The sequence below is a fragment of the Pseudomonas sp. SWRI99 genome (genome assembly GCF_014270125.1).
Classification (GTDB): domain Bacteria; phylum Pseudomonadota; class Gammaproteobacteria; order Pseudomonadales; family Pseudomonadaceae; genus Aquipseudomonas; species Aquipseudomonas hamedanensis.
The window spans coordinates 132,930-154,630 of the sequence record NZ_JABWQR010000009.1 but is presented as its reverse complement, the minus strand read 5'-3'; the positions used below and the strand labels follow the sequence as shown (position 1 = coordinate 154,630).

Below are 21,701 nucleotides of genomic sequence, written 5' to 3'. Positions count from 1 at the left end.
GACATCCAGTCCCATTCTCTAACTCGGCGATTAAAAGAAGTCGCTCTGAATGAACCCGAAATCCATCAATTCCGCATCTTTGACCGGGTTGAAACCGTCCAGCTTGTTCTTTGCCGTCAGCGGCACCGGAGGGCTGCGCAAGGCATTGACCTTGTCATACCCGGGACCCACGATGGCGAAGACAATACCGTTCCAACCTTTGACAAAGTCATCATGTTTGTAGCGTTTGTGGCCGAGTACCGGGTCTGCGATGTACACCCAGTGCTTGTCCGAACGCTGCAACACGACGAAATGCTTGTAGCCGCGAATGTCCATCAGAACCACCACCGGAATGGTCACCGCTTCGAGTTTCTCGGGCGGGATCCGGTAGCCTCGGGCGCGCATGCCGATGCTTTCCACGTAGCGCTTCATGTCGAGCATGGAGAAACCCTGGGTTCGCACCAGGTCCTGGTCAGCGTTGACCAGCATGCCTTTGATGATGTGCTCCTCATCGACGTCGAGCCAATAGGCCTGGCGCAGGACCGTTGCCAGTGCAGCAGCGCCGCAGCTGAAATCGGTTTTCTGTTCGACGATGTCGGCAAACTTGCGCTCACGCAGGCTCTGCACGTCCTTGTAAACGAGCACGCCACCCGGCAGGGCAGCGACAGGCATCTGCGCTGCCTGAGTCAGGCCACACAGACAAAGCAGAGCGAGGAGGGCAGGAGTTCGCATGATCGAATACGCCTTGTGGAACCGAGGAAAAGCCCCGTTGCCGGGGCTTTCGTTTCGATCGCGTTACATGCAGGCTTTGCAACCTGCGGCGATGGACAGCGAGTTGCTTTGCTGGTTGCCCACACCGGCCGAGACGTTGGCTCCACCGTTGCCGGAGAAGTTGTTCATCGAGTTGGTCATGTTGGCATTGTTGACAACAGGGGTTTTCCAGCCATCTTTGGTCAACACTTGGTGGGTGGTGACGCCAGCGAGGCCAAAAGTACCCACGGCTTCGAACTTGAATTTCTGATCATCGTCGCCACCGTGGCCGCCGCCACGATTGCCCCAACCGCCGTGGTTGTTCGTACTTTCGGAGGTGCCTTTGCCTGTGGCTTTGAACGTGCCAGCGGCTGCATAAGTGTCGGTAAGGGTGTCGGTTTTGTACGCCTGCACGCCTTTGTTCTCGACGACCAGGCCAGTCGAGGACTGGTTGGCAGAAGCTGCAGCCTGCGCTACACGGCCACCCGATACGGCGATGGCGAGGTTGTTTTTCTGCTGGTTGAAGTTGCCGGCCGTCACGTTGATCCCGATGTTGCCGGAACCACTGTTGCCTGCGTTGTTGAGGTTGGCGTTGTTGAAGGTCGACGAGTTTTTCACGTAGTTATTGTTGTTGACCTGAGTCGCGCTCGAGGCCGCAACAGCGTTACCGAAGATGAAGCTTTCGTCAGCCGTGGCCAGTGCAGCAGCATTGTCCTGCTGGTTGCCGTCGCCGGCAGCAACGTTGGCGCCCATGTTGCCGTTGGAGCCATTAAGCGAGTCGCTGGCATTGGCGTTATTGAGCGTGCCCTGGTTTTTCACCACGTTGCCGTCGCTGTCTTGCACGTCAAGTACGGCGGCGCCGGCGCCGGCAGTGATTTGCAGAAGTTGTTCCAGGGTAGGGCCTTTGGGTTGGTGATTACCGTGCCCGTTGCCATGCCCATTACCATGACCGTTGTCGCGGCCGCCTGCCTGTGCTGCGATTGCCATCACTGCTGCAAGTGCGAAAACCAGTGGTTTGAGAGCCATTGTAGGTTTCATGGTGTTTCTCCATCGTGCTTATTAGTTGGTTAAGTGTTGGTACTTTCTAATTGCACTGCGTGTGTTTGGGTCAGTCTGCGACCCGGATGCTCAGGGTGTTAGCCATGCGGTTCCCCACCCCGGCACTCTGGTTCACCTGGATCACCCCGCGGCTGCCGGTGAAGGCCTGATCACTTGTCGTGACCTGGCGACTGCCGGGTGGGGTACCAGTTGCTCCTGAGCTCGGTAAAAACGCCACGTTCTGTTGTGAAAGGGCGCTGTCGTCAACGCTCTGCGGTGCAGCACTGATGCTGACGCGCGTGACGTTGGCCATCTGGTTATTGGCCCCGGCACCCTGGTTCACACCGAGGATGCCGTTGCCGTTGCTGAAAGAGTTGCCGCCGATGTTGGCGCTCGCGTCGATGGCGCGGCTGGCAGGCGTGTCGATGTTCTGCCTGACGCTGGTGCTGGCGTGCGCTTCGGTACCGATGGCAATCGCCTTGGTGTTGGCTTGCTGCATCTGGTCGCCCGCGGCCTGGTTGACGTTGAAATTGCCGCGGTACTGCGCGCCTGAATCCTGAATATTTGCCTTGTTGGCCGAAGTCGAATCGGCCATGGCGCTGGTGCAGCCGAGCAGAGCGAGCAGCAGAAGAGTGCGATTCATCTCACTGGCCTCCGGCCATGCGGGTCAGGGGTGCCAGACCGGTACTCATCGCCCGGTTGACCGTATTGGAGATCGAGCCGCCCGCGCCGCCACCCGTGCCAACACGCATGCCGGGCAGACCGTTCTGGTTGGTCAGGGTATTCATGCCGGGCAGGTTGGAGCTGGGGGTGGTCATGTTGCCGCGAATCGAAGAACCGCTGGCGACACTGGCGAAGTCGCCGTCGCTGAGTTCGGTGTTGCTGAGGGTCTGATTGATCCGCGCCGAAGGGTTGGCGTTGACGGTGGTCGGGTAGGGGTCTTTGCCGCCATTGCGACCGATAGGGATCGGCTGCACGTCGCGATTGAGGACGATCACGCCATTGCCTTCGGCCTGCGCGCTGACACTGAACACGACGCTGGCGGCTGATCCGATCAGCAGAAGACAGGTCAAATCTTTCTTGAAATTCCCCACGGCTGCAATTCCTTCTTCGGTGGGCTGCCCTTGGTCAGCGTTGTGAAGGAGAGAGCGAAAGCTGTGCCGCTTTTGGAATGCCTTGGCTTTTCAATGATTTGCGTAAACCCCGTGCGGGTTTGGGCTGGGATCTGTTTCAAACGTGAAACACGCCGAGCGGCACGCAGTTGGCACTGGCCTGAGAGATGCTCTGGCGCGGGGCTAACGTCGAGGTGTTTCATTGGTGTAACAACGCTGATGACAAAGCCATGAACATGGCCCGCAGCGGCCTTTGAGCGGTCGGCGGTGTTTCAGAAATGGACACTTTGCGCCGACTCGACGGGCGTTGGCACCCGCCGTCGGGTTATTCGGCGAGTAATTGCTCGACGGCGGCAAAGGCTTGCACTTGCCGTGCGGCCCAGTCGCCCTGAATGATTTGCAACGGTTGCTGGTGCTGTTCGAGCCAGTGGCGAGTGGCGTGATAGAACGCCAGACGCTCGGGCAGGTCTGGTTGGCAGCGCTGGCCATCTTCGGTCCAGTCGATCTGCTCCGGTGACAAGAGAAGGTGCAAGTCGTAATGGCGCTTGAGCAGTTCCGCTTCCAGCCAGGCCGGGCAGGCGCCGAACAGCGTCTGGCTCCAGAGAATATTGCTCAACAGATGGGTATCGAGAATCAGCAACGACGGCTGTTGCGCGCGTGCCTCATCCTCCCATTGCAACTGGCCTCGGGCGATTTCGGGAATGTCGGCCAGGCAGGTATCGCGGGGGTTGAGTTCGATAAACCGACGCACGTATTCATCCACCCGAACGCCGCCGAAACGTTGTTGCAGACCCGCCGCCAGCCAGCTTTTGCCAGTGGACTCAGGTCCCGTCAACACGACAACTTTCATCGTTGCAGCGCCGGATCGGCTCGCCATTCGCGATAACCCTGGACGGCGAGCAGGGTGAACAGCCCGTACAACGCGGCGGTGAGGTACAGCCCTTTATAGAGGAACAGCCCGACGAAAATCACATCGAGCACGAACCACAGCGTCCAGCATTGCAAGCGTTTCTGCGCCATCCACCACTGCGCCACCAGGCTGAACCCGGTCAGAGCCGCGTCGAGCCAGGGCTGCGCGGCATCCGTCCAATGGGCCATCGCCGCGCCGAGCAACAGACTCCCGACTGCACCGATGCCCAGACCGGACAGAATCGCGCGCGAAGTCAGCCGTGTGACATCCCGCCCGTCGTGCATCGTGCCGGCGCGGGTCCACTGCCACCAGCCGTAGAGTTGCAGCGCGGCGTAGATCACCTGCAATAACATGTCCGAATACAGCTTCACCTCAAAGAAGATCCAGCTGTAGAGCAACACCATGACCAGCCCGATCGGCCAGCACCAGGGATTCTGTTTGACCGTCAGCCAGACGGCGATCACGCCGAGGGCGGCGGCAAACAGTTCGAGCCCGGACATGAAAACTCCTTGGGGAGTGAGAGAAAGCCGCGGATTGTAATGCATCCGCCAAAATAATGGCCCGACGCAGGCTCCCGGGGATCTCTGCCTGGATCAGATTAATGGGGCTTACACAGACCCGATTGTGGGAGCGAACTCGCTCCCAAAATTGTGTTGCGTCAGACCAGTGGCGGCGTGCGCGGTGGGATCTGGCGTTTGCTGCCGGTCGATTCGAATGCCGACGCCAGGCGCAGCAGATTCGAATCGTCGTAGGCGCGGCCGGCGAAGGTCAGGCCGACTGGCATGCCGATGTCGGCCATCAGGCCCATGGGCACGGTGACGGTCGGGACGCCGAGATGGCGGATCGCGAGGTTGCCGTTGGCCACCCAGACGCCGTTGCTCCAGGCGATGTCGGCCGATTGCGGGTTGACGTCTGCGTCGGCCGGGCCAACGTCGGCGACGGTGGGGAACAGCACCGCGTCGAGGCCGAGTCGGTCCATCCAGTCTTCAAGGTCGATGCGCCGGGTCTGCTCCAGCCCACGCAAGCCATCGGGCACGGTGGGGATTTCATTCCACGGCGTGATACCGCGCTCGGCCATGCGCACGTATTCATCCATGCCGGCGGCCAGATCACCTTCGCGGTTGGGCAGGGTGCCCGGATCGTGCGGAAAGATTTTCGCCCCGTCGACGTCAACCAGACGATTGAGTTTAGGGTCGCCGTTGGCTTGCAGGAAATCGTCGAATGCCCAGGCTGTCAGGTCCCACAACTCATGGTGCAAGAACGCTTTCGACACCAGCCCGCGGGTGAACACCGTCGGCGCGCCCGGGCGATCGCCTTCACAGTTGGACACCAGCGGGAAGTCGGTTTCGATCACTTCGGCACCGGCGGCTTCGAGGGCCTGCCGCGCCTGGTTCCACAACTCGATCACCGAGGCGCGGGTCTGAATGCGCTGCCCCGTCGGCCCACCGATACCCGGTGCTTCGCTGGTGCCCGCCTCAGGATCGGCATTGATGAACATGCGCGGCACGGCGAAACGCTTGCCGGCAAGGGCTTTGGCATCGGCGGCCAGATCAGCGTAAGACGCGGGGCGCACTTCGCTGACGCTGGGGATGGGCACCCATGGTTGCAGGCGCCACAGGTCGCCACGGTTATCCGGGTCTTCGGCGACGACAATGTCGAGCACTTCAAGCAGGTCCGCCATGGTCCGTGCGAAGGGCACCACCACGTCCATGGTCGGGGTCAACGGCCAGTTGCCGCGCACCGAGATCACCCCGCGCGACGGGGTATAGGCGCACAAGCCATTGTTGGACGCCGGGCCACGCCCGCTCGACCAGGTCTCTTCGGCCAGACCGAATGCGGCGAAGCTGGCGGCGGTGGCGGTGCCGGCACCATTGGACGAACCCGAAGCGAACGGCGCTGTCAGGTAGTCGGCGTTGTACGGGCTTTCGGCACGGCCATAGACACCGCGCTGCATGCCGCCATTGGCCATCGGCGGCATGTTGGTCTTGCCCAGGCAAATGGCGCCGGCACCGCGCAAACGTTCGATGGTGAAGGCGTCGCGATAGGCAATCAGATCGGCGAACGCCGGGCTGCCGGACGCGGCAGTCAGGCCCTTGACCAGATAACTGTCCTTGGCGGTATAGGGAATGCCGTCGAGCGGGCTGAGGGTTTCGCCTCGGGCACGCCGGGCATCGGAGGCGCGTGCTTCGTTCAACGCTTCAGGATTGCGCACCACCACGGCATTGAGCGCCGTCGGTGTGTCCGCGCCGTCGTAGGCATCGATACGGGCCAGATAAGCCTGTACCAGTTCGACCGCGGTGGTCTGGCCGGATTCAAGCGCAGCGCGCAGTTGGGCGATGGAAACTTCGGTGACTTCGATCATGCAATCACCGCTGTCAGGCAGGGCGTGTTTTGTCTGGAAGGCGTGTTCATTTCGGTTCTCGGTGCACAGCTTGAGACGACAAAGGTTAAGACTGGCGCCTATTTAACACCAAGCCGCGTGCGGAGTAATCGGCAGGATTGATTTTCGACGCGGCCGGCGCCTTCGAACAAGCCTGTTCCCACACGTTTGTACGGCGCCGGACATGGCTAGAACCGCCAGGTCACGCCACCGCCGACGATATGCAGGGCGCTATTGGGATAGCTGCCCGACAGCGTCTGCCCGTTACGTTTGCTCTGCTGCACGTCCATGTCGCCAAGCCAGACCAAAGTGTAATTGAGGTTGAGGTCGGTATTTTCCGCCAGTGCGTAGCTCAGTCCGGTCGCCAGTCGCCAGGTCTCGTTCATCGGATTGTCGACGGTGCGGTTTTTGTCTTTGACGGCGGAGCTGTCGTAACCGATGCCCATGTTCCAGTGCAGGGTAGGGCTGATCTGGTTTTGCGCGCCGATCGACAGGTGCCAGGTGTCCTGATACTGGCGATTCACCGAGCGGGAAACGTTGCCGGCCGCCGTGTCGACGTTCACGCCGATGTCGGCAAAGTCGCTCCAGTCCTGCCAGTTCAGCGACCCGAGCAGGGTCCATTGTTGGTTCATCTGATGGGCGATGCTCAAAGTCGCGCTTTGCGGGATGTTCATGTCGATTTCCAGCGCCTCGACGTCCAGCCGCGACAACGCCAGATTGAGCAGGGGATTGCGAATGCCGTGGGCCGAAGGCGAGTCCTTGAACTCCAGTTTGACCTTGCTGGTGTAGGCGAAACCGACCGTGGTTCGCGGGTCCAGCTGATAACGCAGGCCGAGGTTGAGGCCGACGCCGGTGTCGGTGTCCTTGTATTGCACGTTGCCATCCTCCCGGAACGGCGTGCCCGGCAGGAAGGCGCTATTGTCGACGGCCATTTTTGTGTAGTAATAGCCGTACACCAACCGTGGGCCGATCCCCATCGACAGATCATCGGTGATCTTGTAGGCGAACGTCGGCTGCATCGACACGCCAATCAGCGTCGACTCCTGCGTGAAGTAACGGCCGGCCCAGTCATCGTCGTATTTCACACTCAGACCGAAGTTGCCATACAGGCCAAAGCCGACGCTGGCGCGATCGTTGACCTCATGGCTGATGAAAAAACTGCTGCCCGGCAGAATCGGCAGCGGGTTGCCACCCTCGTTGCCGGAAAAGTCGTTATCCACGTTGCGGTCGAAACCCAGTCCGCCGAACACTGCCTGACCGGTCAGAGTGATTTGCGGCCGTGGAGCGCAGCGATTCCCGCCGGGTTGCTCATCAACACGCCTGGATCGCTGGCCAGCGCCGCCGAACCGGCATTGGCCAGCCCGGCGCCTTCCTGACCGGCTTCATACAGCTCAATACCGCCCGCCAGTGCCTGCCCGGCGCTGCCGGCCAACGCCAGAATCATCAGTGAGTGTGTCGACCGCATCCGCAACTTCCTTATCAACAGGGATGTGCATCAGGTTTAGACGGGAATCGGCCGAAGCACCAGTGTCGCAACTGGCGCCAGTGCTCGAAAACACGACGACCGCGCGGTTGTGATCTAGGCTCAGCGCAGTGTCGATTTTCAGCCATGGGAGAACGCGAAATGGAAGAACAGCCGAACATTGCCTTCAACAGTTCCAGAGCCCTGCTGGACGTGCTGATCCGGGCCGGGCTGATCGCCACGCTGGTGCTGTTCTGCTTCGATATCTTTCATCCATTCCTCAACGTGATGCTGTGGGCGCTGATTCTCGCCATCACCCTGTATCCGCTGAACCAGAAGCTCGGGGCAAAACTGGGCAATCGCCATGGCTGGGCGGCGATCCTGCTAGTGCTGCTCGGCCTGCTGATCCTGATGGTGCCGCTGAGCCTGCTCGGTGCGTCGGTGGCCGACTCGGTCAAAGCCGGCATGCACACGATGGAGGCTGATCATTTTGAAATTCCGCCACCACCGCCCAGCGTCGCCGACTGGCCGCTGATCGGTGCGCCAATCTTCGGCATCTGGCAACACGCCTCGCAGGATTTGAGCTGGGCGTTCAAGGAACTGGCGCCGCACCTGAGTAGCTGGGGCAAGGTGCTGCTGCATCAGGCCGCCGGCGTCGGCGCGGGGATCGTGGTGTTTGTCATCGCACTGATTATCGCCGGGCTGATCATGACCCACGGCGAGCGCGGCCACCGCACCGCCGTGGCAATCACCACGCGGATTTCCGGCCCGGTGCGCGGCCCGCAAATCGCGCAATTGTGCACCTCGACCATCCGCGCAGTGGCGCAGGGTGTGGTCGGCATCGCCTTCATTCAGATGCTGCTGATCGGTGTCGCGCTGGTGATCATGGGCGTTCCCGCTGCGGGCATTCTGGCGCTGATGGTGTTGCTGCTGGGCATCATGCAGTTACCGGTGCTGCTGATCACGATTCCCGTGGTGATCTTCGTATTCGCCCATGACGGCGTCAGCGCCGGCACGATCATTTTTGCCGTCTGGATGATCATCGCCGGGCTCTCCGACAACGTGCTCAAGCCGCTGTTGCTGGGACGCGGCGTCGCGGTGCCGATGCCGGTGGTGCTGATCGGTGCACTCGGCGGCATGGTCACCAGCGGCATCATCGGTTTGTTCACAGGTCCAGTGATTCTCGCGGTGGGTTATGAGTTGTTCATCGGCTGGGTCTACCAGCCGGCGGATGTCAGCCGTCTTGTCGAGGAAACGCCTGAACCGTGACCGGACCTGGCCTCAATCAATCCGCGGATGCTGTTGCGCCAGTTCCTTGCGCTTGGCTTCCAGCTCGGCGATTTGCGTGTCGATGTCTTCGATTTTCTGTTCGATATTGTCGTGGTGCTCTTGCAGCAATTCCTTGGCCTCTTCCAGGTCGGACGCTGCCGGGGCCGCACCGCGCAAGGGTTTGTTAGCGGTCTCCTTCATCGTCACACCGGTGACCAGACCGACCACGGCAATCACCATCAGGTAGTACGCCGGCATGTACAGATCGTTGGTGCTCTCGACCAGCCAAGCCACTGCGGTCGGGGTCAGGCCGGCGATCAGCACCGATACGTTGAAGGCGCTGGCCAGCGCGCTGTAGCGGATGTGCGTGGGAAACATCGCCGGCAAGGTCGACGCCATCACCCCGATAAAGAAGTTGAGCAGCACCGCGAGGATCAGCAACCCGGAAAAGATCAGACCGATGCTGCCGCTGTTGATCAGCATGAACGCCGGAATGGCGAAGATGAACAAGCCGATGCTGCCCACCACGATGAACGGCTTGCGGCCGATCTTGTCGCTGATGAAGCCGATCAGCGGCTGTACGAACAGCATGCCGACCATGATCGCGATGATGATCAGCACGCCGTGGTTTTCGCTGTAATGCAAGTTATGCGTGAGGTAGCTCGGCATGTAGGTCAGCAGCATGTAATAGGTGACGTTGGTCGCCGCGACCACGCCGATGCAGGTCATCAGGCTGCGCCAGTGTTTGGTCGCGACTTCCTTGAACGAAACTTTCGGGCCGCGCGCCAGACCTTCGCGGTCGCCTTGCTCGAGTTTTTCCACGTGCTGTTGGAACGCCGGAGTTTCCTCCAGCGCGTGGCGCAGATACAGGCCGATCATGCCCAGGGGCAGGGCGAGGAAGAACGGAATGCGCCAGCCCCATTCCTCGAAGCGCTGCTCGCCGAGAATGGTCGAAATCAAGACCACGACGCCGGCACCGAAGACGAAACCGGCGATCGAGCCGAAATCCAGCCAACTGCCAAGGAAGCCGCGTTTGCGATCCGGCGCGTATTCGGCGACAAAGATCGAGGCACCGGTGTACTCGCCACCGACCGAGAAGCCCTGGGCCATTTTCGCCAGTAACAACAGAATTGGCGCCCAGATGCCGATCGAGGCGTAGGACGGAATCAGGCCGATGGCAAAGGTGCTGAGGGACATGATCACGATGGTCGCGGCGAGGACTTTCTGCCGCCCGTATTTGTCTCCCAGGGCGCCGAAGAACAGCCCGCCCAACGGCCGGATCAAGAACGGCACCGAGAACGTCGCGAGCGCGGCGATCATCTGCACGCCAGGATCGGCGCCGGGGAAAAATACCTTGCCGAGTACGTAGGCAACAAAGCCATACACACCAAAGTCGAACCACTCCATAGCGTTGCCCAGCGCGGCGGCGGTGATCGCCTTGCGCATCTTGGCGTCGTCGACAATGGTGATGTCTTTCAGGCCGATCGGCTTGACCGTGTTCTTGCGTGATTTCATGTGAATTACTCTGTCGCTGGTCCGTCTTGTCACAACCGCGGCCCCGGGGTGGGGCAGGGAAGACGAGTTCCGTTCTCATGCGATGCCATCCTTTCGATGGCACCTTCTTTGAGATCAGAGATCAGAAGTAACCAAATAATTCACCACTCACGCTTATTTTCTTCACTAACCCATCGCGCAGTGAATTATCGACGCAGCGTCAGCCAGGATTGGCCGAGGTCGCTGGCCCAGCCGTCCAGCACCCCTTTGACGTCATCGGGGCTTAATACCTGCCGGTCGTTGTCCAGCGGCAGACCGGTGCCCGTGCGCACCACTTCGGCGATCACTTCTCCGGTGGAGCCGTCTTCAAATGAGACCTCGGTGGCGACGGTACTGTCCTGGTCGCGAATCCCGGTCGCGGTACTCACCCCGGCGGCCACCAGGGTGACGGGCAGCCACTCATAAAAGCGCAACCCTTGCACGTGAGTGGCGACCTGGGTAATCGCCGGCCGGACCGTCAGCGTGCCCGGTCCGGGTCTGTCGACGACGCGCAGCACTCTGCTCAGTTCGAGTCTCAGCGCCGCGTCGTAATAGTCGGTGACCCCGGACAGCGTGCTGAGAGGAATCCGCACCGTCGGTTCGGCGCTGGGGTAGAACTGACTCGGCGCCAGGTAAACCTGCGTATAACGGCCTCTGGCCAATGCCGGGCTGACCCAGGCCAGCACGGGTTGACCGGACGGTGACTGACGCTCGGTCAGCACCGTGTAATCATGCAGAAAGCCGCTGTTTTCGGCTTTTTTGCTGGTGCACGCCGACAGGCTCAGGGCGGCGGCGAGCGCCAGCGACAGTGAGCGAACGCTGTTGATCAAAGCGAAGTTTCCTTGTGTTGAGACCCGGTGTGGTCCGAGCACTCGATATGGAGCTGGCCGTGAGTCATGATCCACGCGACCAGATCGGCCGCCGAAATGCTGTGGACGTACTCGACCCAGTGCGCACTGGCCGGGCTGAAGTGCTCGAAATAACGGCGCAGGACGATTCGGCTCTGGTCGTCGGAAACGCCCAGGCATGACTCCTGGAACACAATCGGCGTGTCAGGGCCGAGCGCGGCGGTGCGCTGGCTGAGGATCAAAGGCCGGTTGACGCAGTGCCCGCCGACGCGATTGCTGTTATACAAATCCTTCATGCAAACCCCCTGGACTGGAATGGCTGCAGAGTGCCCCAGCGGTTTTGCCGGACGATGTCCGTTTGGTGTCCGTGGTGTAGAGATGTTGCGCGATTGAAATAAATGACCCGGGCGCCGATTGGCTTTAGATTGCGTGTTTTTTCGTGGGTGGGCCTGGAACCGTGAGCAGACTGCTGATCGTCGACGATGACGTGGAAATTCTCGCGCTGCTGAAGAAGTTTTTCATGCAGCACGCCTATGACGTCGACGTCGCCGCACACGGCGAGGCCATGTGGGCGGCGATTGCCGCGCAACGTCCGGACACGATCATTCTCGACCTGATGCTGCCCGGCGAAGGCGGCTTGAGCCTGTGCCAGAAAGTGCGCGCGCAGATGGGCATTCCGATCATCATGCTCACCGCCATGGCCGAGTTGAGTGATCGCATCGTCGGCCTGGAGCTGGGCGCCGATGACTACCTGACCAAACCGTTCGCCCCGCAGGAACTGCTGGCACGCGTGCGCGCCTTGCAGCGGCGCGCCGGCGAGCAACGCAATCCGACCACGCCAGCGCGGCCAGTCGTCGCCTTCGCCGGTTGGCACCTGGACATCACCTGTCGCGAATTGCGCTCACCCGACAACGTGATGATTCCGCTGTCCGGCGGCGAGTTCGATCTGCTGGTGGTGTTTCTCGACCATCCGCAACGCATCCTCACCCGCGAACAGTTGATCGATCTGACCCACGGCCAGGGCCACGACGCGTTCGATCGCAGCATCGACGTGCAGGTCAGTCGTCTGCGGCGCAAAATCGAGCCTGACTGCAAACGGCCCGACCTCATTCGCACCGTGCGCAATGGTGGTTATATGTTCACCGCCAAGGTCAGCCGCTCGTGATCCGCCGACTGCTGCCGGGCGACACCCTCAGACGGCGAATCGCCCTGACCATTCTGGCGGCGATGCTCGCGTCGCTGGCGATGAACGCGCTGTTCGTTCAGGTCGCCGGCATCTGGGCGCGTCCGCCCATCGAGCGCACCGGCCTGCTTGAGCAAATTGCCGCAACCTCACGGGTGATCGAGGCGGCGCCCGCCAGCCTGCGCCCGCAATTGGCCGCCGCGGCGAGCAGCAGCCTCCTGCAAGTGTCGTGGAAAGCGCAACGCGCTGAATTTGAGCTGCCGGGCGACGGCGCTCGCGTAGAAGCGAGCAGGGTGCCGGTGCTGCAGCAATTGCTCGGTGATCAGCGCAAGATCGAAGCCTTCAACCCCGGCGACTGGCCCGGCGACAATCCGCAGGCGCATTACGCCGCACTGGTGCAACTGGTCGACGGCAGCTGGTTGTCCTTTATCCCGCCCGAGCGCAGTTGGGGTCTGGAGTTGTCCACGCGGATCGCCATCATCATCGCGCTGGGCCTGATTGCGACAGTGCTGGTCGCCTGGATCGCCACGCGTCAGTTGGCCAATCCCTTGCAGCGCTTCGCCAGCGCGGCGCGGCGTTTTGGCACTGACCTGCGCGCACCGCCGATCAAGATCGAAGGCCCGCACGAAATCCGCCAGGCCATCGTGGCGTTCAACACCATGCAGGCACAGATCCAGCATTTCATCAGCGAGCGCACGCACATGCTCGCGTCGATTTCCCACGACCTGCGCGCGCCACTGACGCGGATGCGTTTGCGCAGCGAGTTCATGGAAGACCTCGACCACCAGCGCAAACTGATTCGCGATGTCGAGGAAATGCAGTCGATGATCAATGCCGCCCTGGCGTTTTTCCGCGAGGACACCCATCGCGAACAAACCACGGCGTTCGACCTGTCGGAGTTGCTGCAAACCATCGTCGATGACTACCGCGATCAGCACATTGACATCGTTTTCGACGGTCCGGCGCACCTGGTGTACGAAGGCCGGCCGTTAGGCATCAAGCGGGTGGTGGTCAATCTGCTGGAGAATGCGCGCAAGTATGCGCAGCACCCGCGCATTGCCTTGAATCGTGAGGAATATGCCATCGCCATTGAAGTCAGTGACGACGGCCCGGGCATCCCCGAGGCTGCGCTGGAGCAGGTGTTTGACCCGTTCTTCCGCCTCGAAACGTCGCGCAACCGCGACACCGGCGGCGTCGGCCTGGGGCTGTCGACCGCCCGAGCGATTGCGCGCGAGCAGGGCGGGGAACTGACACTGCGCAACGCACGCAAGGGCGGACTGGTAGCACGGGTCGAGTTGCCGGTGTGAAACTTTGGGGTGCCCGCAAGTGTTGGAGATCGATGTAGGAGGGGGCTTGCTCCCGAAGGCGGCGGGTCAGTCAGCATCGATTTCACTGACCCGGCGCTTTCGCGAGCAGATGTCGGTCAGAGTGAGGCTTTGACTTGCAGGCCCATGACCAGGGCATTGTCGATGTCCTGGCCGGAGAATGCGCCCGGTTCGATGATGTATTGCACATTCGGGCGCAGGGTCAGCCACGGGGTTGCCTGATAGCCGTAGCCGAACTCGATCAGTTGTTCGGCGCTGTCCAGGTTGGGGAACGCTGCGCCATTGGCCAGCGCGGCGTCCTGCTGCACGTCGCGGCTGCGCGGGTTGGGGACGGCGCGGCCATAGCCCAGAGCGAGGGTGTCGTGCGGGCGGCCTTCGAACGGTTTGTACAGCACCAACCCGGTGCCGTACCACTTGCTGAACGGCGAAGCCGCTTGACTGGCGGCCGAATATTGGCCGAACGCATGCAGACTACGGCCCTCGGAAGTCGGCGAGCGCCAAACGGCCTGATCGACCAGCAGATAATGGCCGCCGCGACCGGACACTTCATCGTCGCTGCCAATGCGCTGCACATCTGAACTGTCGTAGTAATAACCAACCTTGTACTCACCGGGCAGCTCGCCGGCGTGCTTGTACACCAGTTCGATCGGCACCACGGTGCCGGTGGTGTGTTTCGGCCCCAGATGCCAGGCGCGGCTGGAATTGCCGTTGCTCTCGGGTTCGACGTTGAACGCCGCCACACGCAGTTGCCAGGACGGCGAAAGGTCGTATTTCACCCGCACACCCAAATGCGCATTCGGGTAATTGGTCCAGCCACTGCCACCGGACATGTTCAGCGGATGCCCACAGAAACCGGCGTTCATGAAGTTGCACAAAATGCCGCTGTCGAGGCCACCGAGATCGTTGCCCATGGCCATGTAACCGAGCTTCACATTCAGCGCCGGGGTGAACAGGCTGCGCTCATAACTCAGCTCGGTCAGGCGTGTGTACAGCCCGCCGTAATTTTCCTGAATCGGCAAGCGGTTGCCGACCAGGTCTTGCGAGGCGCTGTTGCCGCGCCGGTCGTTGATCGTCAACTGGACCTTGCCGGCATTGTCGACGCCATACAGTTTGCTCAGATCAAACTGCACGCCGAGCTTGATGTTCTGCGAGTAGCGCGCCGAACGGTGCAGGCCGCCGTCAGCGTTGTAAGCGGTTTCGCCGCTGTAATCGCCGGTGAACTTGATGCCGTCTTCATTGAGCTGATGACGCAAGCCGCCCCAGTCGCCGGTGAGGGTGCTGCGTGTCAGCGGATCGGAGTCGCTGGCGGCCAGCGCGGGAAGGGTAGTGATGCAGCTCAGGCCCAACAGCAGGCCGGTGAAAAGCCCGGAACGGGAAAAGCGAACAGCCGATAACATGTGAATCCTTCCTGCTGAAATCTTCAACGCGATAAAACAACGACGCGGTGCCCTGAGGCACCGCGCGCATGGGGTTGCTGACTGAGTAAACGAAGCGATTTACGGCAAGGCGTACGCCATCACGTAATCGCCGCGATCGGTCGACTGACGAGCGCCGCCCGCGGTGACGACGATGTACTGCTTGCCGGTCTTCGGCGAAACGTAAGTCATCGGGCCGCCCTGGCTGCCGACCGGCAGACGCGCTTTCCAGACTTCTTCACCGTTGCCGCTGTTGAACGCACGCAGGTAGAAATCCTGAGTGCCGGCGATAAAGATCAGGCCACCTTGCGTCGACAGGGTGCCGCCGAGGGTCGGCAGACCAATCTTGATCGGCAGGTGCATGCGAATGCCCAGAGGACCGGTGTCTTCAACGGTGCCAACCGGAACCTGCCACGCGACTTTCTGAGTCTTCATGTCGATCGCGGTCAGAGTGCCGAACGGCGGCGCCTGGCACGGAATGCCGGCCACCGAGAGGAAGCGGTTCTTGTTCACTGCGTACGGCGTGCCCTTGAGCGGTACAGCGCCCATGCCGGTGTTCAACGCCTCGCCACCGCCAGCGGCCTGGCCTTTGTTCTGCGACGGGATCATCTGGATCCACAGGCCCAGACGCATGTCGTTGACGAAGATGAAACCGTGCACCGGGTCAGTGGAGATGCTGCCCCAGTTCATGCCGCCCAGCGAACCCGGGAAGCTCAGCGACTTGTCAGTACCCGGCGCGGTGTACAGACCGTCGTAACGCATGCTCTTGAAGTCGATGCGGCAGAGCAATTGATCGTACGGCGTGGCGCCCCACATGTCGGATTCGGTCAGGTGTTGCGCGCCAATCTGCGGCATGCCCACGGATTTCGGTTGGGTCGGCGAGTACGGCTCGTTAGGGATGTTGGCCGCTTTGACCGGTACTTCCTTAACCTCGGTCAACGGTTTGCCAGTAGCGCGGTCGAGCACGTAGATCTGCCCGGCCTTGGTGCCGATGACCAGCGCCGGAACGCTTTGGCCGTCCTTGTCGAAGTCGATCAGGCTCGGCTGCATCGGCAGGTCGAAGTCCCACAGATCGTTGTGCACGGTCTGGAACACCCAACGTTCTTCACCCGTGCTGGCGTCCAGCGCGAGAATCGAGGCGCCGTATTTGTGGTCCAGTTCGCTGCGCTCGACACCATAGATGTCGGTGGACGAACTGCCCATCGGCAGAAACACCGTGTTGGTCGCCGCGTCGTAGGACATCGGCGCCCAGCTGTTCGGCGTGCTGCGCACATAGGTGCTGCCGTCAGCCGGCGCGTTGCGATCCTGCGGATTGCCCGGATCGAATGCCCAGCGCATGGCACCGGTGATCACGTCAAAACCACGAATCACGCCGCCAGGCATGTCGCTCTGCACGTTGTCAGCGACGCGACCGCCCACCACAACGGTGGTGCCGGCCATCAACGGCGCGGACGACAATTGATAGTAGCTGTCCGGGACGTCACCGAGACCAGCCTTCAGATCGACCTGGCCGTTGTTGCCAAAACCCTGGCAGAACTCGCCGGTGTCAGCATCGACTGCGATCAGGCGCGCATCAATGGTGTTGGTCAGCAGGCGACGCTGGCAGTTGGCGGCCGGGGCCGGTTTGGCTTCGATGATCGAAGAGTTGCTCGGCTGAGCGATGGTGGCGGTGGCGTCGAAATAAGCCATGCCACGGCATCGCTGCCAGACTTTCGATTGTGCGTTGATCGCGTTCTTCCACAGCTCTTTGCCGGTGTCGGCATCCAGGGCGATCAGGTTGTTGTGCGGGGTGCAGATGAACACCTTGTTGCCAACCTGCAGCGGGGTGAGCTGGTCTTCGGCGCCGTTGCCATCGCTTTCGGCGACGTCACCGGTGTGGTAAGTCCACGCGACTTTCAACTTGTCGACGTTGTTGCGGTTGATCTGATCGAGCGCGGCGAAGCGGCTGCCACCTTCGGTGTTGCCATAATGCGCCCAGTCTTTCTGCGCCTTGGCCGGCTCGACCGGAGTCAGACCCGGGCCAGTGCCAGTGGCGGCAACCGTTGGATGCGCGACGAACATGTTGCCCGCAGCAACGGCGAGGCCGACCGCCAGCACCGCGGCAACGGCGTAGGCGCCACGACCGGCAGCGCGGCCATTGGCGCGGGCCAGCAGTGGATAAACCAGTGCGACGGCCAGACCGATCGCGCTGAACATGAACAACCGTGAGAACACTGGCCAGAACACCAGACCGGCGTCAATCACCGCCCAGATCGCGGTGGCCACGAGAAACGCGGCGAACAGCCAGGCGCCGGCGGTTTTCTTCAGCGCGATCAGCAGACCGGCAACGGTCATCGCCAGACCGCCGATCAGGAAGTACCAGGAACCGCCCAGGCTGACCAGCTTCACACCGCCGGCCGCGAGCGCGAGACCAAGCAGGGCGATGACCACGCCAAGACCGACCAGAATGAACGTTGAAACGCCTGAGACGCGTTGACTGTGGTTCACATTGAAAGTCCCGTTTGAATGAAGCGCGGGATTATAGCGGTAACTAACCATTCAGTTAACCGCAGTTTTGCCATGAAACCGTGCACTTCTGGGAATCAAGCGTGGTGCAGGATGAGCAAAACGCAAGTCGGAACGGGAATTGTCAGGGCTCCAGCAGCAGGGGGCGCCATTCGATCAGCGGAGGTTGCAGCGGCTGCGGATCATTCGAGGGTGGCGGATCGGCTTCGGTCTCGCGAGGCGGTTGTTCGTCCGCCCGGGCTTCATCGGCTGGCATTGTTTACGATGCCTGGCCGAGCGTGACGGCGACCTTGCCTTTGGCTCGACCCTGTTCGACGTAGCGCAATGCCTCGGCGATCTGGTCAAACGAAAAGCTGCGGTCGATGACCGGCTTGATCACCTCAGCCTCGATCAACGCGGTGATTTTCTGCAATTGAATGCCATCGGCGCGCATGAACAAAAACCTGTAACGCACCCCGTGTTTGCGCGCTTGGCGACGAATGCCGCTGCTCAGCAGGCGCATGATCAGCCCGAGCACCCAAGATAAACCCTGCTCCTGAGCAAACTGCGCGGTCGGCGGCCCGGACAGGGAAATCAACAGCCCACCCGGTCTCAGCACCTTCAGCGATTTTTCCAGCACATCGCCACCGAGGCTGTTGAGCACCACGTCGTAGTCGCGCAGTTCGTTGGCGAAATCCTGCTGCTTATAATCGACCACGACATCAGCGCCCAGCGCTTTGACCCAGTCGACATTCGCCGTGCTGGTGGTGGTCGCGACGAAGGCGCCCAGGTGTTTGGCAAGCTGGATTGCGACGGTGCCGACGCCACCGGAGCCGGCGTGAATCAAAACCTTCTGGCCCTTCTTTACCTGAGCGATTTCCACCAGCGCCTGCCATGCGGTCAACGAAACCAAAGGCATACACGCCGCTTCTTTCATGTCCAGGTTAGAAGGCTTCAGCGCGAGGGCGTTTTCGTCGACGGCAATGCGTTCGGCAAATGTACCGATCCGCGATTCCGGCGGGCGCGCATAAACCTCGTCACCCGGCTTGAAACGCGTGACCGCCGCACCGGTGCTGACCACCACTCCGGCTACATCGTTGCCCAATACCAAGGGCATTTGGTACGGCAGGATCATCTTGAATTCACCAGTGCGAATCTTCAGATCGAGCGGGTTCACACTGCTGGCGTGCACCTGAATCACTACGTCATGCGCTCCGATCGTCGGGTCGGGCAGGTCGCCAATCCGGCCGTTCTGCTTGCCGTAGCGCTCGATAAAAAATGCTTTCATTGTGGATGCTCTTGTCGGTTGGAACCCGCCGCGATATCGGCGGGTCCGGATAAGGTCAGACTTGAGTCAGATAACGTTGCGCGACGGCCGACTGACGAATCTGCCCCAACAGGCCCTGACGCGCAGTTTGCAAAGCGTCCCAGCGCTCGCCTTCGTGCAGCGGCGGAATGGTCACGACTTCGCGACGGTCGAAACCGACCAGCGCGGCATCGACCAGATCGTCGACCTCCATGATGTCGCTCAGGGTGTTGATGTCGATGCCAGCGCGGTCCCAGATTTCCGTGCGGGTCGCGGCGGGCAGTACGGCTTGCACATATACGCCCTGTGGCGACAGCTCCAGGCTCAGGCCTTGGGAAAGGAACAGCACGAACGCCTTGGTCGCGCCATACACCGACATGCCGAACTCCGGTGCCAGGCCCACCACCGAGCCGATGTTGATGATCGCGCCGTCACCAGCCTTGGCCAGACGCGGGGCAATGGCACTGGCCAGACGCACCAGCGCGGTGGTGTTCAGCGCGACCAGTTGCGCCACGCTGTCGGTGCTTTGTTCGATGAACGTTCCGGACTGCGCGGCGCCGGCATTGTTGACGAGGATGCCGATGCGCGCGTCATCGCGCAGACGCGCTTCGACGGTGTGCAGGTCGCTGAGTTGGGTCAGGTCGGCCGGCAGCACTTCAACGTTGACGTTGTGTTCGGCGCGCAGGCCGGCGGCGAGTGCGTCCAGCCGCGACTGGTCGCGGGCGACCAGCACCAGATCGTGACCGCGTTGGGCGAAACGTGCGGCGTAGACCGCGCCGATGCCGGTGGATGCGCCAGTGATCAGAACAGTAGGGCGGGTAGTCATGATGTCAGCTCTTTTTCAGGGGATAGGGGAGCAGCAAGTTAGCGAGCGCTGGATTCAGCGAGCGTCGGGTAGTCGATATAGCCGGCCGCGCCGCCGCCGTAGAGTGTGGCAGGGTCGAAAGTGGCCAGCGGCGCGCTGACTTGCAGGCGTTCGACCAGATCCGGGTTGCCAATGAACGGACGGCCGAAGGCGATCAGGTCAGCCTTGTCATGAGCGATGCGCGAATTGGCCAGATCCAGGTCATAGCCGTTGTTGGCGATGTAGGTGTTCTGGAAGCGCTGGCGAATGCCGTCGAAATCAAACGCGGCGACGTCGCGTGGCCCGCCGGTGGCGCCTTCGACAACGTGCAGGTAAACGATGTCCAGTGCGTTGAGCTGGTCAACGATGTAGTCGAACTGCGCCTGCGGGTCGCTGCTCGACACGCCATTGGCCGGTGACACAGGCGAAATACGCAAGCCAGTGCGATCGGCCCCAATCTCGGCGACTACGGCGGCAGCCACTTCCAGCAGCAGACGTGCGCGGTTTTCGATCGAGCCGCCGTAGGCTCGGTGCGCTGGTTGGACCCGTCCTTGATGAACTGATCGAGCAGATAGCCATTGGCGCCGTGGATTTCCACGCCGTCAAAACCTGCCGCCATCGCGTTCACCGCCGCCTGACGAAAATCATTGACGATGCCCGGCAGCTCCGCGGTTTCCAGCGCGCGCGGTTCGGACACATCCTCGAAGCGATTGTTGACGAACACTTTGGTGGCCGCCCGCAGCGAGGACGGAGCGACCGGCGCGGCGCCGTCCGGTTGCAGGTCGACATGAGACACCCGGCCGACATGCCACAGTTGCAGGAAAATCTTCCCGCCCTTGGCGTGCACCGCATCGGTGACGTTACGCCAGCCATCGATTTGCGCCTGGGTGTAGATGCCCGGTGTGTCCTGATAACCCTGGCCCTGCTGGGAAATCTGTGTGGCCTCGCTGATCAGCAGACCGGCGCTGGCACGCTGGCTGTAATAGGTCGCGGCAAATTCGCTCGGTACAAAACCTGCGCCGGCACGGTTGCGCGTCAGCGGCGCGAGGACTGCGCGGTTGGCCAGTGTCAGGCTGCCGAGGGTGTACGAAGAAAACAGATTCAGGTCGCTCATGTGTTTTTGTTCCGGCCATGGGAGTGAAGTGATGTGGCTGGCTTTTAGGATGATGACCGAAATCTAAACTGTCAATGATTTTGATTATGGCCAACATCTATGTATCATCGACGCATGATTTTTCAGCGCTGGCGAGGTATCCAACATGCGCGTATCCAAGGCTCAGGCCCAGGCCAATCGGGAGCACATTGTCGAAACGGCTTCAGTGATGTTCCGCGAACGCGGTTATGACGGGGTCGGCGTGGCTGACCTGATGGCGGCCGCTGGTTTCACCCATGGCGGTTTCTACAAACATTTCGGCTCCAAGGCCGATCTGATGGCCGAAGCGTCGGCCAACAGCCTGGCGCGGTCACTGACCAGCGCCGAGGCGTTGAGCGTGCAGGATTTCATCGATATGTACGTGTCGCGCGAGCATCGTGACGGCCGCGCCACCGGTTGCACCATGGCGGCGCTGTGTGGCGACGCGGCGCGTCAGTCGGGCGATTTGAAGTCAGCCTTCGCCGACGGCATCGAGCGCACGTTGCAGACGCTCGGCGACAAATATCCGCATGCAGCGGATGCGCCGGCAGGCGAGGGCAGAACCAGAATGATCGACCTGTTGGCCCGCGCAGTCGGCGCGATCATGCTCTCGCGGGCGTGCCCGGACGACTCAGCGCTGGCCGATGAAATCCTCGCGGTGTGTCACGCCGAAATGACGGCTTCGTTGCCGGTCATCGAATCGCCGCAAGACGCCACGCAGGAAAGCTGAT

19 protein-coding genes and 2 pseudogenes are annotated in these 21,701 nt (G+C 61.5%); 4 read left to right on the top strand and 17 right to left on the bottom strand.

The genetic code is table 11. From position 1 onward, the window contains the following. Window positions 1-30: 30 nt before the first annotated feature. From HU743_RS09850 to HU743_RS09815, 8 genes and pseudogenes are all read right to left on the bottom strand, one after another. Window positions 31-711: a C39 family peptidase gene (locus HU743_RS09850; protein ID WP_186618947.1), complete on the bottom strand. Its 681-nt coding sequence runs from the start codon at window positions 709-711 to the stop codon at window positions 31-33. Window positions 712-774: 63 nt separating this feature from the next. Next, entirely contained in the window at window positions 775-1,767 is a 993-nt protein-coding gene (locus HU743_RS09845; protein ID WP_186648361.1) for a heme utilization protein, read from the bottom strand. 70 nt (window positions 1,768-1,837) lie between these two features. Beyond that, complete coding sequence (locus tag HU743_RS09840; protein ID WP_186648359.1) at window positions 1,838-2,410, bottom strand: adhesin; 573 nt, start codon at window positions 2,408-2,410, stop codon at window positions 1,838-1,840. 1 nt (window position 2,411) lies between these two features. After that, complete coding sequence (locus tag HU743_RS09835; RefSeq protein WP_186648357.1) at window positions 2,412-2,861, bottom strand: hypothetical protein; 450 nt, start codon at window positions 2,859-2,861, stop codon at window positions 2,412-2,414. 343 nt (window positions 2,862-3,204) lie between these two features. Further along, window positions 3,205-3,729 carry an AAA family ATPase gene (locus HU743_RS09830; protein WP_186548286.1) on the bottom strand — a complete coding sequence of 175 codons (525 nt, stop codon included), beginning with the start codon at window positions 3,727-3,729 and terminating at the stop codon, window positions 3,205-3,207. Next, window positions 3,726-4,289, bottom strand: coding sequence for a nicotinamide riboside transporter PnuC (gene pnuC, locus HU743_RS09825; RefSeq protein ID WP_186618942.1), 564 nt, complete (start codon window positions 4,287-4,289; stop codon window positions 3,726-3,728). The genes HU743_RS09830 and pnuC overlap by 4 nt, the downstream gene beginning before the upstream one ends. Before the next feature lie 158 nt (window positions 4,290-4,447). After that, a complete protein-coding gene (locus tag HU743_RS09820; protein WP_186648355.1) occupies window positions 4,448-6,151 on the bottom strand; it encodes an amidase in 1,704 nt (567 codons plus the stop codon). Between the two features lie 206 nt (window positions 6,152-6,357). Continuing rightward, a pseudogene (locus HU743_RS09815) lies at window positions 6,358-7,634 on the bottom strand (OmpP1/FadL family transporter). Window positions 7,635-7,793: 159 nt separating this feature from the next. Between HU743_RS09815 and HU743_RS09810 the strand changes: the two are divergent. Next, complete coding sequence (locus HU743_RS09810) at window positions 7,794-8,900, top strand: AI-2E family transporter (RefSeq protein WP_186648353.1); 1,107 nt, start codon at window positions 7,794-7,796, stop codon at window positions 8,898-8,900. A 12-nt stretch (window positions 8,901-8,912) separates the two neighbouring features. On the opposite strand, the gene proP is transcribed toward HU743_RS09810, so the two are convergent. The 3 genes from proP to HU743_RS09795 all read right to left on the bottom strand — a co-directional run bounded on the left by proP (window position 8,913) and on the right by HU743_RS09795 (window position 11,577). Continuing rightward, window positions 8,913-10,415, bottom strand: a complete 1,503-nt coding sequence (gene proP, locus HU743_RS09805; RefSeq protein ID WP_186618939.1) for a glycine betaine/L-proline transporter ProP — start codon at window positions 10,413-10,415, stop codon at window positions 8,913-8,915. Between the two features lie 185 nt (window positions 10,416-10,600). After that, complete coding sequence (locus HU743_RS09800; RefSeq protein ID WP_186648402.1) at window positions 10,601-11,260, bottom strand: DUF3313 family protein; 660 nt, start codon at window positions 11,258-11,260, stop codon at window positions 10,601-10,603. Next, window positions 11,260-11,577: a hypothetical protein gene (locus HU743_RS09795; protein WP_186648351.1), complete on the bottom strand. Its 318-nt coding sequence runs from the start codon at window positions 11,575-11,577 to the stop codon at window positions 11,260-11,262. The genes HU743_RS09800 and HU743_RS09795 overlap by 1 nt, the downstream gene beginning before the upstream one ends. A gap of 161 nt (window positions 11,578-11,738) precedes the next feature. Here HU743_RS09795 and HU743_RS09790 point away from each other — a divergent pair, with 161 nt between their 5' ends. Together HU743_RS09790 and HU743_RS09785 are read left to right on the top strand one after the other, a co-directional pair. Beyond that, window positions 11,739-12,446: a response regulator gene (locus HU743_RS09790; RefSeq protein ID WP_186548271.1), complete on the top strand. Its 708-nt coding sequence runs from the start codon at window positions 11,739-11,741 to the stop codon at window positions 12,444-12,446. Next, window positions 12,443-13,771: an ATP-binding protein gene (locus HU743_RS09785; RefSeq protein WP_186648349.1), complete on the top strand. Its 1,329-nt coding sequence runs from the start codon at window positions 12,443-12,445 to the stop codon at window positions 13,769-13,771. Before HU743_RS09790 ends, HU743_RS09785 begins: the two co-directional genes overlap by 4 nt. Before the next feature lie 116 nt (window positions 13,772-13,887). Here the strand turns inward: HU743_RS09785 and HU743_RS09780 are convergent, their stop codons facing one another. The 6 genes and pseudogenes from HU743_RS09780 to HU743_RS09760 all read right to left on the bottom strand — a co-directional run bounded on the left by HU743_RS09780 (window position 13,888) and on the right by HU743_RS09760 (window position 20,952). Further along, window positions 13,888-15,186, bottom strand: a complete 1,299-nt coding sequence (locus HU743_RS09780) for a carbohydrate porin (protein WP_186648347.1) — start codon at window positions 15,184-15,186, stop codon at window positions 13,888-13,890. A gap of 99 nt (window positions 15,187-15,285) precedes the next feature. Continuing rightward, window positions 15,286-17,691 carry a membrane-bound PQQ-dependent dehydrogenase, glucose/quinate/shikimate family gene (locus tag HU743_RS09775; RefSeq protein WP_186630291.1) on the bottom strand — a complete coding sequence of 802 codons (2,406 nt, stop codon included), beginning with the start codon at window positions 17,689-17,691 and terminating at the stop codon, window positions 15,286-15,288. Window positions 17,692-17,833: 142 nt separating this feature from the next. Beyond that, the gene (locus HU743_RS27355; protein ID WP_273508308.1) at window positions 17,834-17,965 is read right to left on the bottom strand and encodes a hypothetical protein; all 132 of its coding nucleotides are present in this window, start codon (window positions 17,963-17,965) and stop codon (window positions 17,834-17,836) included. A 3-nt stretch (window positions 17,966-17,968) separates the two neighbouring features. Further along, a complete protein-coding gene (locus HU743_RS09770) occupies window positions 17,969-18,976 on the bottom strand; it encodes an NADP-dependent oxidoreductase (RefSeq protein WP_186648345.1) in 1,008 nt (335 codons plus the stop codon). 55 nt (window positions 18,977-19,031) lie between these two features. Then, window positions 19,032-19,820 (bottom strand): SDR family oxidoreductase, encoded by a 789-nt coding sequence (locus HU743_RS09765; protein WP_186648343.1) that lies wholly within the window; start codon window positions 19,818-19,820, stop codon window positions 19,032-19,034. A gap of 38 nt (window positions 19,821-19,858) precedes the next feature. Beyond that, window positions 19,859-20,952 (bottom strand): annotated as a pseudogene (locus HU743_RS09760) (alkene reductase). Window positions 20,953-21,097: 145 nt separating this feature from the next. Here HU743_RS09760 and HU743_RS09755 point away from each other — a divergent pair. After that, window positions 21,098-21,700 (top strand): TetR family transcriptional regulator, encoded by a 603-nt coding sequence (locus HU743_RS09755; RefSeq protein ID WP_186648341.1) that lies wholly within the window; start codon window positions 21,098-21,100, stop codon window positions 21,698-21,700. The last annotated feature ends 1 nt before the right edge of the window (window position 21,701 follow it).